This window comes from Rathayibacter sp. VKM Ac-2835, from assembly GCF_013266705.1.
Lineage (GTDB): Bacteria > Actinomycetota > Actinomycetes > Actinomycetales > Microbacteriaceae > Rathayibacter.
In genome coordinates, this window is the sequence record NZ_JABSNQ010000001.1 from 702,002 (window position 1) to 716,621 (window position 14,620).

The window sequence follows — 14,620 nt, forward strand, 5'->3', positions numbered from 1 at the left end:
GCGGGAGCATCGAGGAGTGCCGAACGAGCCGGTGCGAGGGCGGATGCGCAGAAGGGGGGTCGTCCATTGTGGCGTCGAGTCTACCGGCAGCCGGGCTCCGGCAGAACTGCTCTCAGAGCCACTTCTTGCGCTTGAACACGGCGTAGAGGACGAAGCCGAAGACCAGCATCAGCCCGATCGCCCACGGATAGCCGAGCCGCCAGTGCAGCTCCGGCATGTCGTCGAAGTTCATGCCGTAGATCCCGGCCACGAGCGTCGGCGCGAAGAGGATCGCGGCCCAGGAGGAGATCTTGCGGACCACGTCGTTCTGGGCCAGCCCGGTCTCGGTCTGCCGGCGCGAGACCAGGGTCGAGTGCACCGTGAGCGCCTTGTCGAGGATCGCCCGCAGCGCGTCGACCGCCTCCGTCACCCGGATGGTGTGGTCGAGCACATCGCGGAGCGAGCGGTGCAGCTCGACGTGGTCGACCGTGGCGTCGGCGCCCGGTGCCGCGTCCGGCGCCTCGGCGAGCTCGTGCAGCAGCGCCGTCAGCGGCTGGACCGAGCGCTGGAAGTGGATGACCTCGCGGGAGAGCCGGTAGATGCGCTCCGAGAGGCCGTCGTCGGAGTCGTCGCCGAAGAGCTGGTCCTCGATCTCGTCGACGTCGCCCTGCACGCCGTGCACGACGGGCGCGTACTCGTCGACGACCTGGTCGAGGATCGCGTAGAGCACCGCCTCCGGCCCGCGGGCGAGCAGCCGAGGGTCCTCCTCCAGTCGCTTGCGCACCGCCGCCAGGTCCGGCGAATCGGCGTGCCGGATGGTGACCACGAAGTCCGGCCCGACGAACACGTGCAGCTCGCCGAAGACGACCGTCTCGGCCGAGTCCACGTAGCGTGCGGGCCGCAGCACCACGAAGAGCCCGTCGTCGTAGCGCTCGAGCTTGGCCCGCTGGTGCCCGCTCAGCGCGTCCTCGACGGCGAGCGGGTGCAGGCCGAACTCCTGGGCGACCGCCTCGACCTCCTCGCGGCTCGGGCGGTAGAGCCCGATCCACGCCATGCCGTGCTCGTCGCGCATCAGCTCGAAGGTGTCCTCGAGCGAGTCCGGGTTGCGGATGCGGTGGCCGCCGACGTACACGGCGTTGTCGACGATCGTCATGGGCTCGGTTCTAGCACGCCCGCTCCGGTCACCGGCTGACGGTCACCAGCTGACCGGCAGCGCCTTGCCCTCCTCGTAGCCCGCCGCCGACTGCAGGCCGACCAGCGCGCGCTCGTGGAACTCGGCGACGCTGCGGGCCCCCGCGTAGGTGAAGGAGGAGCGCACACCCGAGGTGATCATGTCGAGCAGGTCCTCGAGCGAGGGGCGCAGCGGGTCGAGGTAGATCTTCGACGACGAGATGCCCTCGGCGAAGAGCCGCTTGCGGGCGAGCTCGTAGGCGTCGAGGCGGTCGAAGCGCTCCTGCACCGCCTTGGCCGAGGCCATCCCCCAGCTCTCCTTGTAGACCCGGCCGGACGCGTCGCTGCGCAGCTCCCCCGGCGCCTCGATGGTGCCGGCGAACCAGGAGCCGATCATCACGGAGGCGGCACCGGCCGCGAGCGCGAGCGCCACGTCGCGCGGGTAGCGCACGCCGCCGTCGGCCCAGACGTGCGCGCCGAGCTCGCGGGCCCGCTCCGCCGTCTCGAGCACCGCCGAGAACTGGGGGCGCCCGACCGCGGTCATCATCCGGGTGGTGCACATCGCGCCGGGGCCGACGCCGACCTTGAGGATGTCCGCGCCCGCGTCGACGAGGTCGTGCACCGCGTCGGCCGTGACGATGTTGCCCGCGGCGATCGGCACGCCGAGCTTCAGCGCGGAGACGGTCCGCAGCGCCCGGAGCATCCCCTCCTGGTGGCCGTGCGCCGTGTCGAGCACGAGCACGTCGACGCCGGCGGCGACGAGGGCGCGCGCCTTGCCCGCGACGTCGCCGTTGATGCCGACCGCCGCGGCGACCCGGAGGCGGCCGTCCGCGTCCAGGGCGGGATCGTAGATGGTGGAGCGCAGCGCGCCGGTGCGGGACAGCGTGCCGACCAGCGCGCCGTGGTGCAGCACCGGGGCGAAGTCGAGGTCGGCCTCGACCATCAGGTCGAACGCCGCGCGCGCGGAGGGCACGTCGTCGGCGTCGATCGAGGCGGACGCGCCGTGCACGAGGTCCCCCAGCGTGGCGTCCTCCAGAGCCGCGGCGAGCCGCGAGGCCGGCACGCAGCCGAGGATCTTACCGTCCTCCTCCTGCACCACGAAGCCGTGGCCCGCGACGGCGGGCAGGATCGCGAGCGCCTCCTCCACCGTCGTCGACGGCGAGGCGGTGAGCGCACCGGAGAAGGCGACCGGCTGGTCCTTCACCCAGCGGATCGCCGCGTCGAGCTGCTGCAGCGGCATGTCCTGCGGGAGCACGCCGAGGCCGCCGCGCCGGGCGAGGGTCGCCGCGAGCCGGGGCCCCGTGACCGAGTTCATGTTCGAGGAGACGATCGGGATGCTGGCTCCGGTGCCGTCACCGGGGGCGAGCGACACGTCGAGCCGACTGGTCACGGAGGACCGGCCGGGTACGAGGAAGACGTCCGAGTAGGTGAGGTCGCCGGAGGGGGTTCCACCGTAGAAGCGCATGGAGACGACGCTACTCCGGCCCGGCTGGGGACGTTCGCCGGAGGATCCGGGCTAGGCTTGACGACCGGGACGGGACCGGGCGACGACGCCCAGATGCGTGTCGGATGCGACGGTGCCGTCCGGATGATCGAGAACGAATCAACGGAGAGAGTGGGCGATCGGCTGTGTCGAGCCAGTTGACCGGAGCGGGAACAGATCAGGGCTCGGAGGACTTCGGAGCCAACGAGTGGCTGGTGGAGGAGCTGTACGAGCAGTACAGCGCCGACAGGGCCTCGGTGGACGAGTCCTGGTGGCCGATCCTCGAGCGCTACGGCAAGCAGCTCGGCGGTGCCGCGCCCGCCGCCGCCGCGGAGACCCCCGCTGCCGCAGCCCCCGCCGCCCCCGCGAAGGAGTCCGTCGCCGAGCGCGTCTCGACCAGTGCCGGCGGTGCGGTGAGCCACCCCGCCACGTCGGCGACCTCCACGTCGAAGACGACCTCCAAGCAGCCGAAGCCGCAGCCCATCCCGGCCGACGCGCCCGTCGGCACGCCGGCCGAGGACGTCGCCGCCGTCGAGGAGGACGTCGTCTCGCCCCTGCGCGGCATGGCGAAGAGCCTCGCCACGAACATGGACGCGAGCCTGTCGATCCCGACGGCCACGAGCGTGCGCACCATCCCGGCGAAGCTGATGATCGACAACCGCATCGTCATCAACAACCACCTGCGCCGCACGCGCGGCGGCAAGGTCTCCTTCACCCACCTGATCGGCTGGGCGCTGATCCGCGCGCTCAAGGACTTCCCGAGCCAGAACGTCTACTACGACGAGCCGGGCGGCAAGCCCTCGGTCGTCGCCCCGGCGCACGTCAACCTCGGCATCGCGATCGACATGCCCAAGCCCGACGGCACCCGCGCCCTGCTCGTCCCGAGCATCAAGCGCGCCGACACGCTGAGCTTCACCGCCTACCTCGCCGCCTACGAGGACCTCGTCAAGCGCGCCCGCGGCAACAAGCTCGCGGCCGGCGACTTCGCCGGGACGACCCTCTCGCTGACCAACCCCGGCGGCATCGGCACCGTGCACTCCGTGCCGCGCCTGATGAAGGGCCAGGGCTGCATCATCGGCGCCGGCGCCCTCGAGTACCCGGCGGAGTTCCAGGGCTCGTCGGAGAAGACCCTCGTCGAGCTCGGCATCGGCAAGACCATCACGCTGACGTCCACCTATGACCACCGCGTCATCCAGGGCGCCGGCTCGGGCGAGTTCCTCAAGATCGTGCACGAGCTGCTGCTCGGCAAGCGCGGCTTCTACGAGGACATCTTCTCCGCGCTGCGCATCCCCTACGACCCGATCCACTGGTCGACCGACATCGCCGTCGACCTCGCCGAGCGCGTCTCCAAGACCTCGCGCGTGCAGGAGCTGATCAACTCCTTCCGCGTCCGCGGCCACCTGATGGCCGACGTCGACCCGCTGGAGTACGTCCAGCGCTCGCACCCCGACCTCGCCATCGAGAGCCACGGCCTCACCTTCTGGGACCTCGACCGCGAGTTCGTCACCGACGGCTTCGGCGGCTCCCGCCAGCTCAAGCTGCGCGACATCCTCGGCATCCTGCGCGACTCCTACTGCCGCACCGTCGGAGTCGAGTACATGCACATCCAGGACCCGGAGCAGCGCGCCTGGATGCAGCAGAAGCTCGAGCGCGGCTACGAGAAGCCGGGCCACGACGAGCAGCTGCGCATCCTCGGCCGCCTCAACGAGGCCGAGGCCTTCGAGACCTTCCTGCAGACCAAGTACGTCGGCCAGAAGCGCTTCTCGCTCGAGGGCGGCGAGTCGCTGATCGCGCTGCTGGACGCCGTCCTGCAGGGCGCGGCGGACGCGGACCTCGACGAGGTCGCCATCGGCATGGCCCACCGCGGCCGCCTCAACGTGCTGACCAACATCGCCGGCAAGACCTACGGCCAGATCTTCCGCGAGTTCGAGGGCACCCAGGACCCGAAGACGGTCCAGGGCTCCGGCGACGTGAAGTACCACCTCGGCACCGAGGGCACCTTCCGCGGCGCGGGCGGCGAGGAGATCCCCGTCTACCTCGCGGCGAACCCCTCGCACCTCGAGGCCGTCAACGGCGTGCTCGAGGGCATCGTCCGCGCCAAGCAGGACCGCAAGCCGATCGGCACCTTCACCACCCTGCCGATCCTCGTCCACGGCGACGCCGCGATGGCGGGTCAGGGCGTGGTCGTCGAGGGGCTGCAGATGTCGCAGCTGCGGGCGTACCGCACCGGCGGCACGATCCACATCAACATCAACAACCAGGTCGGCTTCACCACCCCGCCGCACGAGGCCCGCACCTCGATCTACTCGACCGACATGGCGAAGACGATCCAGGCGCCGATCTTCCACGTGAACGGCGACGACCCCGAGGCCGTCGTGCACGTCGGCCAGCTCGCGTTCGAGTACCGCCAGCGCTTCAACCGCGACGTGGTCATCGACCTGATCTGCTACCGCCGCCGCGGGCACAACGAGGGCGACGACCCCTCGATGACCCAGCCGCTGATGTACAGCCTGATCGAGGCCAAGCGCTCAGTGCGCAAGCTCTACACCGAGGCGCTCGTCGGCCGCGGCGACATCACCGAGGAGGAGTACGACCGGGCGCACCAGGACTTCCAGGACCGCCTCGAGCGCGCCTTCGCCGAGACGCACGCCGCGCAGACCGGCGCGATCCCGGTGATCAGCGCCGACGGCGACTCCGTGGCCGATCTCGAGCTGCCCGACGCGCAGCAGGGCGAGGACTACCCCGGCGAGCCCGAGGTGACCGGGGTCAAGGTCGAGGTCGTCACCCGCATCGGCGACGCGTTCAACTCGCCGCCCGAGGGCTTCACCGTGCACCCGAAGCTGCAGCAGCTCCTCACCAAGCGCCAGGAGATGAGCCGCACCGGCTCGATCGACTGGGCGTTCGGCGAGCTGCTCGCACTGGGCTCGCTGCTGCTCGAGGACACCCCGGTGCGCCTCGTCGGCCAGGACACCCGCCGCGGCACGTTCGTGCAGCGCCACGCGGTGCTGCACGACCGCGACAACGGCCAGGAGTGGCTGCCGCTGATGAACCTGTCGGACTCGCAGGCCCGCCTGTGGATCTACGACTCGCTGCTCTCGGAGTACGCCGCGATGGCGTTCGAGTACGGCTACTCGGTCGAGCGGCCCGACTCGCTCGTGCTCTGGGAGGCGCAGTTCGGCGACTTCGCGAACGGTGCCCAGATCGTCATCGACGAGTTCATCTCCTCCGCCGAGCAGAAGTGGGGCCAGCGCTCGTCGCTCGTGCTCCTGCTCCCGCACGGCTACGAGGGCCAGGGCCCGGACCACTCCTCCGCTCGCATCGAGCGCTACCTGCAGATGTGCGCCGAGCGGAACATGACCGTCGCGCGCCCGTCGACCCCGGCGTCGTACTTCCACCTGCTGCGCCGCCAGGCGTACTCGCGGCCCCGCCGCCCGCTGGTGGTCTTCACGCCGAAGGCGATGCTGCGCCTGCGCGGGGCCTCGAGCCCGGTCGAGGACTTCACCTCGGGCCGCTTCGAGCCGGTGATCGACGACGCGCGGATCCAGGACGCGGCAGCCGTGACCCGCGTGCTGCTGCACGCCGGCAAGGTGCACTACGACCTCCGGTCCGAGCTGGAGAAGAAGCCGGACGACGGTGTCGCGCTGGTGCGCGTCGAGCAGTACTACCCGGCCCCGATCGAGGAGCTGCGCGCGATCGCCGCGCGCTACCCGGACGCGGAGTTCGTCTGGGTGCAGGACGAGCCCGAGAACCAGGGCGCCTGGCCGTTCATCGCGCTGAACGTCGCTCCGCAGCTCGACCGCCCCGTGCGCGTCGTCTCGCGGCCGGCCGCCGCCTCCCCCGCCGCCGGCTCGGCCAAGCGCCACGCCGCCGAGCAGGCCGACCTGCTGAGCAGGGCGCTGCAGCGCTGACGACGCCCGGAGCCGCCCCTCACCGGGCGGCTCCGGCGCGCGGAAAGACCTCCGGCTCGCCGGAACGGGCGGCTCCTGAGAGCCGAGCGCGTTCGGGCGAGCCGGAGGTCGTCGACCGGGTGGGACGGAGCGCTAGACGCGCGCCGGAGCCGCCGTGTGGCTCGCCTGCGCGTCGCGCAGCATGCCGAGCACCTGCGCGCGGAGGTCCTCCGGCGCCGTCTCCTTGCAGGCGCGCTGGACCGCGACGGTCAGCACGACGCCGACCTTCGCCTCACCGGAGCAGTCGGGGCAGTTCGCCATGTGCTCACGGATGTCGGCGGCGTCCTCCTTGCACAGCTCGTTGTGGAGGTACTCCTCGAGCTCGGCCTTCGCCTTCGTGCAGCCGCAGTCGGTCATTTCGTGCTCCCGGTGGTGAAAGCGGCGCGGATCCCGCGCTCGCGTGCGTAGTCGGTGAGTCGTTCGCGCAGCATGCGCCGGCCGCGGTGCAGCCGGCTCATCACGGTCCCGACGGGGGTCTTCATGATGTCGGCGATCTCCTGGTAGGAGAAGCCTTCGACGTCGGCGAAGTAGACGGCGAGCCGGAAGTCCTCCGGGATCGCCTGCAGGGCCTCCTTGACGGCGGTGTCGGGGAGGTGGTCGATGGCCTCGGCCTCGGCCGAGCGGCTCGAGGTCGCGGTGGTCGACTCGGCCCCGCCCAGCTGCCAGTCCTCGAGCTCGTCGATCGCGCTCTGGTAGGGCTCGCGCTGCTTCTTGCGGTACGAGTTGATGAACGTGTTCGTGAGGATGCGGTAGAGCCACGCCTTGAGGTTCGTGCCCTGCTCGAACTGCTTGAACGCGCCGAACGCCTTCGCGAACGTCTCCTGGACGAGGTCCTGGGCGTCGGAGGGGTTCTTGGTCATCCGCAGACCGGCGGCGTACAGCTGGTCGATGAAGGGCAGCGCCTGCTGCTCGAACAGCGCGCGGAGATCCACCGGGGCGTCGGGAGCGACGTCGTCGAGGGACTCCTCGACGGTCTCCTCGATCGTCTCGGCCTCCTCGGTCGCGGGCGCCTCGTCGGCGGTGCTGGGGCGTGTGCTGTCGTCGCGAGTCATCACACGCGATTCTAAGCCGCGCCGCCGCACAGCAGCCGGTCGCGCCAGCCGGGGTCGCGCGAGGTCGATCGTCGCTGCCGTCATGCCTCGCCTCCCGCCTGATCCTGCCGTCGGTCCGTTCGCCGACTACTCTGACAACCGATGGTCTTCTCGCGTTATTCCGCTCCCGAGTTCGATCCGTACGGCGACGCCCGCGCGCTCCCCGGCGAGGAGGACTGGTCGGCGCCTGCCGCCGCCGGCGCCCTCGACGCCGTCGTCGAGCTGCCCGGCTCCAAGTCGCTGACGAACCGCGAGCTCGTCCTCGCCGCGCTCGCCGACGCCCGGTCCGTGCTGCGCGCACCGCTGCACTCCCGCGACAGCGCGCTGATGATCGAGGGCCTGCGCGCCCTCGGCACGACGATCCGCGAGGAGGGCGCCACCGGCTCCTTCGGCGCCGATCTCGTCGTCGAGCCGGCGGAGGAGCTCTTCGGCTCCACGACGATCGACTGCGGTCTGGCCGGCACCGTGATGCGCTTCCTGCCGCCGCTCGCGGGGCTCGCGCTCGGGCCGACCACCTTCGACGGCGACGCCTACGCCTACAAGCGCCCGATGGGCGCCACCATCGCCTCCCTCCGCTCGCTCGGGGTCGACGTGGCCGATGACGGCCGCGGCTCGCTCCCCTTCACCGTGCACGGCTCCGGCTCGATCCGCGGCGGCGACGCCGTGGTCGACGCCACCCGCTCGAGCCAGTTCGTCTCGGCCCTGCTCCTCGCCGGCGCGCGCTTCGACGAGGGCCTGCGCCTGACGCACGAGGGCGGCGCGCTGCCGAGCCAGCCGCACATCGACATGACGATCGCGGCACTCGAGGCCCGCGGCGTGAGCGTGGACGCGTCGACCCCCGGCGCCTGGACGATCGCGCCGCAGACGATCGCCGGCGCCGACGTCCTGATCGAGCCGGACCTCTCCAACGCCGCGCCGTTCCTCGCCGCCGCGCTCGTCACCGGCGGCACCGTGCGGTTCCGGCACTGGCCGGCCGAGACCACCCAGGTCGGCGCGCACCTCGAGCGCATCCTGCCGATGTTCGGCGCGAGCGTCGAGCGCGACGGCGACGACCTCGTCGTCCGCGGCGGCGACGAGATCCTCGGCGTCGACCTCGACCTCTCGGAGGGCGGCGAGCTCGCCCCCGCCCTCGCGGCCCTCGCGGCCCTCGCGAGCGGTCCGAGCACCCTCACCGGCATCGGCCACATCCGCCACCACGAGACCGACCGCCTCGCCGCCCTCGCGGCCGAGATCAACGGCCTCGGCGGCGCCGTCACCGAGCTCGAGGACGGCCTGCGCATCGAGCCCGCCCCGCTGCACGGGGGCCGCTGGCGCACCTACTCCGACCACCGCATGGCGCACGCCGGCGCGCTGATCGGCCTCGTCGTGCCGGGCGTCGCGATCGAGGACATCGCGACGACCTCCAAGACCCTCCCGCAGTTCCCCGAGCTCTGGACCGCACTCGCGGGCGGGGTCTGACCCGTGTCGTGGTGGACGGACAGCGGCCTCGACGCCGACGGTGTGCTCGACGACTTCGACGGCTACGACGAGTCGGACGCGCGGGTGCGGCCGAACCCGAAGGGGACCAAGCCGCGCACGAAGAACAGGCCGGCCTACGAGGACGCCGAGATCGCGATGGTCCTCGGCGTCGACCGCGGCCGCTACACGGTGATGATCGGCGACGGCACGCCCGAGGAGCACGAGTTCACGGCGGCGCGCGCCCGGGAGCTGCGCAAGCAGGCGATCGTCCCCGGCGACCGCGTCGACGTGGTCGGCGACTCCAGCGGCGACGAGGGCACCCTCGCCCGCATCGTCCGGATCCGCGAGCGCTCCACGCTGCTGCGCCGCAGCGCCGACGACACCGACGCGATCGAGCGCGTGATCGTCGCCAACGCCGACCAGATGGTCTGCGTGGTGGCCGCCGCCGACCCGGAGCCGCGCACCCGCCTCGTCGACCGCTACCTGGTCGCCGCCTTCGACGCCGGCATCACCCCGATGCTCTGCATCACCAAGACCGACCTCGCCGATCCCGCGCCCTTCCTCCGCAACTTCGAGGGACTCGACCTCCGGGTGTTCCTCTCCAGCCAGGACGAGCCGCCCGTCGACGAGATCGCCGAGGCGCTGCTCGGTCACGAGACCGTCGTCGTCGGCCACTCCGGAGTCGGCAAGTCGACGCTCGTGAACAAGCTCGTCCCCGACGCGCACCGGGCGATCGGCCGGGTCAACACGGTGACCGGGCGCGGCCGGCACACCTCCTCCTCCACCGTCTCGCTGCGGGTCGAGCGCGGCGACCGGCACGGCTGGGTCATCGACACCCCGGGCGTGCGCTCCTTCGGCCTCGGCCACGTGAACACCGACAACATCCTCGGCGCCTTCACGACGCTCGCCGTGCTCGCCGAGGACTGCCCGCGCGGCTGCACGCACCTGCCCGACTCCCCCGACTGCGCGATCATCGAGGCGGTCGAGGGCGGGCTGCTCGGCGCGAGCGGGCCGGAGCGACTCGACTCGCTCCAGCGCCTCCTGACCACCTTCGCCACCACCGACGGAAGCAGACGATGACCGACACCGCCCTCCCCCCGATCCCCGCCGACGAGCGCCTCGCCGCGGGCGACGCCGCACCGGAATTCACGCTGCCCGACCAGGACGGCCGACCGGTCGACCTCGCCGATCTCCGCGGCCGCCGCGTCATCCTCTTCTTCTACCCGCAGGCCGACACCCCCGGCTGCACGACCGAGGCGTGCGACTTCCGCGACAGCACGGCGGCGCTCCAGGCGGCCGGCTACGAGGTGCTCGGCGTCTCGCGCGACACCCCGGAGGCGCTGCGCCGCTGGGCGGACGAGCACGGCCTCGCCTACCCGCTGCTGAGCGACCCGGACATGACCGTCCACCGCGCCTACGGCGTGTGGGGCGAGAAGAACAGCTACGGCAAGACGGTCGTCGGCGTCCTGCGCTCGACCTTCGTCGTCGGGCCCGAGGGCGACCTCGAGTTCGCGCAGTACAACGTGCGCGCCACCGGACACGTGCAGGCGCTGCGGAAGAAGCTCAAGCTGGCCTGAGGCGCCGGGGCTCGATACGCCGCCTTCGGCGGCTGCTCGACCAGCATGCCGGGCAGCCGCCTGCCGTTCCAGCGGTCCACGGAGGGCGGCCGCCCGCCGTTCCGGCGGTCCATGCTGGTCGAGCAGCCCGCGCAGCGGGCGCATCGAGTCCCGCCGCCGCTAGAAGCCCTCGTTGAAGCGCGGGGCGTAGTCGGCGCCGAGCGCGTCGAGCTCCTCGCCCGTCAGCTCGAGGTCGGCGGAGGCGACCGCGTCCTCGAGGTGCTGCATCTTCGTCGCGCCGACGATGGGCGCGGTCACCGCCTCCTGCTGGCGCACCCAGGCGAGGGCGACCTGCGCGCGCGGGACGCCGCGCTCCGCCGCGATGCGCTCGACCGTGCCCGCTGTGCGGCGGTCGGCCTCCTCCTGCTGGTGGTAGAGCGTCTTGCCGTAGAGGTCGGTCTCGGTGCGCGACGTGGTCGCGTCCCAGTCGCGGGTCAGACGACCGCGGGCCAGCGGCGACCACGGGATGACGCCGACGCCCTGGTCGAGGCAGAACGGGTGCAACTCGCGCTCGTCCTCGCGCTGGATGAGGTTGTACTGGTCCTGCATCGAGACGAAGCGGGTCCAGCCGCCGAGGTCCGCGGTGTACTGCGCCTTCGCGAACTGCCACGCCCACATGCTCGATGCGCCGATGTAGCGCGCCTTGCCCGAGCGGACGACGTCGTGCAGGGTCTCCATCGTCTCCTCGATCGGCACCAGCGGGTCCCAGCGGTGGATCTGGTAGAGGTCGACGTAGTCGGTGCCGAGGCGGCGGAGGCTGTCGTCGATGGCGCTGAGGATGTGCCGGCGCGAGAGTCCGCCGCCGTTGGCGCTCGGACGCATCGTGCCGTGCACCTTGGTCGCGATGACGACCTCCTCGCGCACGGCGAAGTCGGCGAGGGCCCGGCCGACGAACTCCTCGCTCGTGCCGTCGGAGTAGACGTCGGCGGTGTCGAAGGTGGTGATGCCGAGCTCGAGAGCGCGGCGGAGGAAGGGCCGCGACTCCTCCTCCCCCATGCTCCAGCCGTGCGCACCGCGGTCGGGGGCGCCGAAGCTCATGCAGCCGAGGATGATCGAGGAGACCTGGAGGCCGCTGAGGCCGAGTCGGGTGGAGTCCATCCTCCGACGCTAGCCGACCCGGGTCCCGGCCGGGCCGGTCGGGCCGAGGGTGGACTCAGCCCAGCCCGGGGTCCCGACGGGTCGCGGCGACCGTGCTCGGCAGGAAGAGCAGCACCACGGCGAGCAGGGCCGGTGCGAGCAGAGCCCAGCCGATGTCCGGGACGGCGTACTGCCCCTGGAAGGCGCCGAGGGCGACGGCCATCAGCACCAGCTGGATCGTGAGGGCGGAGGCGCGGATCCAGCTGCGGCGCCGGGCGGTGCCGACGGTGGTCGCGGCGACCCAGGCGAGCGCGATGAAGGAGAGCACGACGATGGCGATCCCGCCGCCGACCGAACCGGCGCGCGTCGTCAGCAGCTCGAGGACGAGCCACCCGGTGACGCACGCCACGGCGGCGGTCTCCAGCGCCAGAACAGCGACGAGCAGGAGCAGGCCGAGGGGCCGCGAGCCGCTTCCCGGCCTGGTCGGAGGCCGGTTCCCGTCCATGATCACAGCTGCATCCCATCCAGCACTCTTGATTCGAGCCTGCCTCCGTGACAGGCTAGTGCAGTTCGTTTCACCGCTCACAGGGTCGTGGGTTACCGCCGATGTGAACTCTCCGATCCTGCTGCGCCGCGAGGCGCGACTGCGATCGGAGCGATCTCCCATCGGGAAGAACCGAGCACCGTCCGGTCCCGCCCTGAACCGCCTCGCGCAGCTGCGTGAGGTCTCGTGGCGTGCGCCGGTGCAGGTGCCCGGCGCATGCCGATGATCAGAACCGTCGGTGTGACTCGATCATCCCACCCGAACACTGCGTGGTTCCTCCACGCACGCTGTCACACAAGGAGCACCTGCATGGACTGGCGCGACAAGGCCGCTTGCCTCACCGCTGACCCCGAGCTTTTCTTCCCGGTCGGCAACACCGGACCCGCCGTCGACCAGATCGAGAAGGCGAAGACGGTCTGCGGTCGCTGCACCGTCACGGAGGTCTGCCTCCAGTACGCCCTCGAGACCGGCCAGGACTCGGGCGTCTGGGGCGGCCTCAGCGAGGACGAGCGCCGCGCCCTCAAGCGCCGCGCCGCCCGCGCCCGCCGCGCCTCGTAGCGCCCGCGCCGGCACCGTCCGGCAGCAGCCCCACCCCGACCCCCGCTCGCCCTCGGCAGCGGGGGTCGCGTCGTCTCGGGGGGGGCGACGACCGCGATCAGACCCGCGGGCCCTTGAGCCAGCGCAGCGGCACCTCGATGGTGACCTCGGTGCCGCGGCCGACCACCGTGTGCCAGTCGATCGTCCCGCCGAGCTCGCCCTGGATCAGGGTGCGCACGATCTGCGTGCCCAGGCCCGAGCCGACCTTGCCCTCCGGCAGTCCGACGCCGGTGTCGCGCACCTTGACGGTCAGCTCGTCGTCGCCGCGGGTCGCGACGATCTCGACGTCGCCCTCGCGGCCGGCCAGCCCGTGCTCGACCGCGTTGGTGACCAGCTCGGTCAGCGCGAGGGCGAGCGGAGTCGCGTACTCGCTCGGCAGGTCGCCGAAGCTGCCGGTGAAGGTGGGGTGCACCGTGGTGTTGTGCGTCGAGGCGACCTCGGCGATGAGCAGCAGCACGCGGTCGAACACCGCGTCGAAGTCGACGTTCTGCGCGAGCCCCTCGGAGAGCGTGTCGTGCACGACCGCGATCGCGGCGACGCGGCGCATGGCCTGCGTCAGCGCCTCCCGCGCGAGGTCCGAGTGGGTCCGCCGGGCCTGGATGCGCAGCAGCGAGGCGACCGTCTGCAGGTTGTTCTTCACCCGGTGGTGGATCTCGCGGATCGTCGCGTCCTTGGTGATCAGCTCCCGCTCCTGGTGCCGCAGCTCGGTCACGTCGCGGCAGAGCACGACGGCGCCGACGCGCTCGCCGCGGTCGCGGATCGGGATCGCGCGCAGCGAGACGGTGACGCCGCGCGCCTCGATGTCGGTGCGCCAGGGCGCCCTGCCGGTGACGACCAGCGGCAGCGACTCGTCGATGACGACCTTGCCGGCGACCAGGCCGGTGGTGACCTCGGCGAGGGACTCGCCCTCGAGCTCGTCCGCGAAGCCGATGCGGTTGAACGCCGAGAGCGCGTTGGGGCTCGCGAAGGTGGTGATGCCGTCGACGTCGAGGCGGATCAGGCCGTCGGAGGCACGCGGGGCGCCGCGCCGGGGGCCGGTCGGCGCGCCGAGATCGGGGAAGTCGCCCGAGGCGATCATCGAGAAGAGGTCGTTCGCGCAGTCGTTGAAGGTCAGCTCCTGGCGGCTGGGGGTCCGCGTCTCGCTGAGGTTGGTGTGCCGGGTGACGACCGCGATCGGCTGGTCCGTGGTCGCGCTGTCGGAGCCGCCGAGGCGCCGGATGACGGGCACGGCGCGCACCCGGGTCGGGGTCTCCTCGAACCAGTCCGGCGCGGAGGTGTCGACGATGCGGGCGCTCTCGAAGGCCTCGGCGACCTGGGCGCGCCACTCCGCCTTGATCTTCTGCCCGACGAAGTCGCGGTAGAAGAGCGTCGCCGCGCTCGAGGGCCGGGCGTGCGCGACCGCGACGAAGCCGCCCTCCGCCGTCGGCACCCACAGCACGATGTCGGCGAAGGCGAGGTCGGCGAGGAGCTGCAGATCGCCGACCAGGAGGTGCAGCCATTCGACGTCCGCGTCCGTGGAGCGGCCGTGGGAGAGGACGAGATCACTGAGGGTCGACACCCGACAAGCCTAGGCGCCGTCGTCGCGCGCACCGCACCTGCGGTGCCCCGCGCCCGGTTATCCACAGACCGGCGCTCGATCCGACGTGAGCATCGCTCGG

12 protein-coding genes are annotated in these 14,620 nt (G+C 71.9%); 5 read left to right on the top strand and 7 right to left on the bottom strand.

All coding sequences use genetic code 11. The annotated features are described in order from the left end of the window. Positions 1-112: 112 nt before the first annotated feature. A complete protein-coding gene (gene corA / locus HRK28_RS03225) occupies positions 113-1,132 on the bottom strand; it encodes a magnesium/cobalt transporter CorA (protein ID WP_160088175.1) in 1,020 nt (339 codons plus the stop codon). A gap of 42 nt (positions 1,133-1,174) precedes the next feature. Then, positions 1,175-2,614 carry a GuaB1 family IMP dehydrogenase-related protein gene (locus HRK28_RS03230; protein ID WP_173250398.1) on the bottom strand — a complete coding sequence of 480 codons (1,440 nt, stop codon included), beginning with the start codon at positions 2,612-2,614 and terminating at the stop codon, positions 1,175-1,177. Between the two features lie 164 nt (positions 2,615-2,778). Between HRK28_RS03230 and HRK28_RS03235 the strand changes: the two genes are divergently transcribed. Beyond that, positions 2,779-6,540, top strand: a complete 3,762-nt coding sequence (locus HRK28_RS03235; protein WP_173250399.1) for a multifunctional oxoglutarate decarboxylase/oxoglutarate dehydrogenase thiamine pyrophosphate-binding subunit/dihydrolipoyllysine-residue succinyltransferase subunit — start codon at positions 2,779-2,781, stop codon at positions 6,538-6,540. Positions 6,541-6,672: 132 nt separating this feature from the next. Here HRK28_RS03235 and HRK28_RS03240 read toward each other — a convergent pair whose 3' ends face one another. Together HRK28_RS03240 and HRK28_RS03245 are read right to left on the bottom strand one after the other, a co-directional pair. After that, a complete protein-coding gene (locus HRK28_RS03240) occupies positions 6,673-6,936 on the bottom strand; it encodes a zf-HC2 domain-containing protein (RefSeq protein ID WP_160088169.1) in 264 nt (87 codons plus the stop codon). Continuing rightward, complete coding sequence (locus HRK28_RS03245) at positions 6,933-7,631, bottom strand: sigma-70 family RNA polymerase sigma factor (protein ID WP_160088167.1); 699 nt, start codon at positions 7,629-7,631, stop codon at positions 6,933-6,935. Before HRK28_RS03245 ends, HRK28_RS03240 begins: the two co-directional genes overlap by 4 nt. 141 nt (positions 7,632-7,772) lie before the next feature. Between HRK28_RS03245 and aroA the strand changes: the two genes are divergently transcribed. From aroA to bcp, 3 genes are read left to right on the top strand one after another with little or no spacing between them, the layout of a single operon-like run. Further along, positions 7,773-9,128, top strand: coding sequence for a 3-phosphoshikimate 1-carboxyvinyltransferase (gene aroA / locus HRK28_RS03250; RefSeq protein WP_173250400.1), 1,356 nt, complete (start codon positions 7,773-7,775; stop codon positions 9,126-9,128). 3 nt (positions 9,129-9,131) lie between these two features. Next, positions 9,132-10,208, top strand: coding sequence for a ribosome small subunit-dependent GTPase A (gene rsgA, locus HRK28_RS03255; protein ID WP_173250401.1), 1,077 nt, complete (start codon positions 9,132-9,134; stop codon positions 10,206-10,208). Continuing rightward, positions 10,205-10,705 carry a thioredoxin-dependent thiol peroxidase gene (gene bcp, locus HRK28_RS03260; protein ID WP_173250402.1) on the top strand — a complete coding sequence of 167 codons (501 nt, stop codon included), beginning with the start codon at positions 10,205-10,207 and terminating at the stop codon, positions 10,703-10,705. The genes rsgA and bcp overlap by 4 nt, the downstream gene beginning before the upstream one ends. Positions 10,706-10,864: 159 nt before the next feature. On the opposite strand, the gene HRK28_RS03265 is transcribed toward bcp, so the two are convergent. Together HRK28_RS03265 and HRK28_RS03270 are read right to left on the bottom strand one after the other, a co-directional pair. Further along, positions 10,865-11,842 (bottom strand): aldo/keto reductase, encoded by a 978-nt coding sequence (locus HRK28_RS03265; protein WP_173250403.1) that lies wholly within the window; start codon positions 11,840-11,842, stop codon positions 10,865-10,867. 55 nt (positions 11,843-11,897) lie between these two features. Then, complete coding sequence (locus HRK28_RS03270; protein ID WP_173250404.1) at positions 11,898-12,326, bottom strand: hypothetical protein; 429 nt, start codon at positions 12,324-12,326, stop codon at positions 11,898-11,900. Positions 12,327-12,674: 348 nt separating this feature from the next. On the opposite strand from HRK28_RS03270, the gene HRK28_RS03275 reads away from it, so the two are divergent. Further along, a complete protein-coding gene (locus tag HRK28_RS03275; RefSeq protein WP_056045195.1) occupies positions 12,675-12,923 on the top strand; it encodes a WhiB family transcriptional regulator in 249 nt (82 codons plus the stop codon). A gap of 97 nt (positions 12,924-13,020) precedes the next feature. Here HRK28_RS03275 and HRK28_RS03280 read toward each other — a convergent pair whose 3' ends face one another. Further along, entirely contained in the window at positions 13,021-14,520 is a 1,500-nt protein-coding gene (locus HRK28_RS03280) for a PAS domain-containing sensor histidine kinase (protein WP_173250405.1), read from the bottom strand. Positions 14,521-14,620 lie beyond the last annotated feature (100 nt).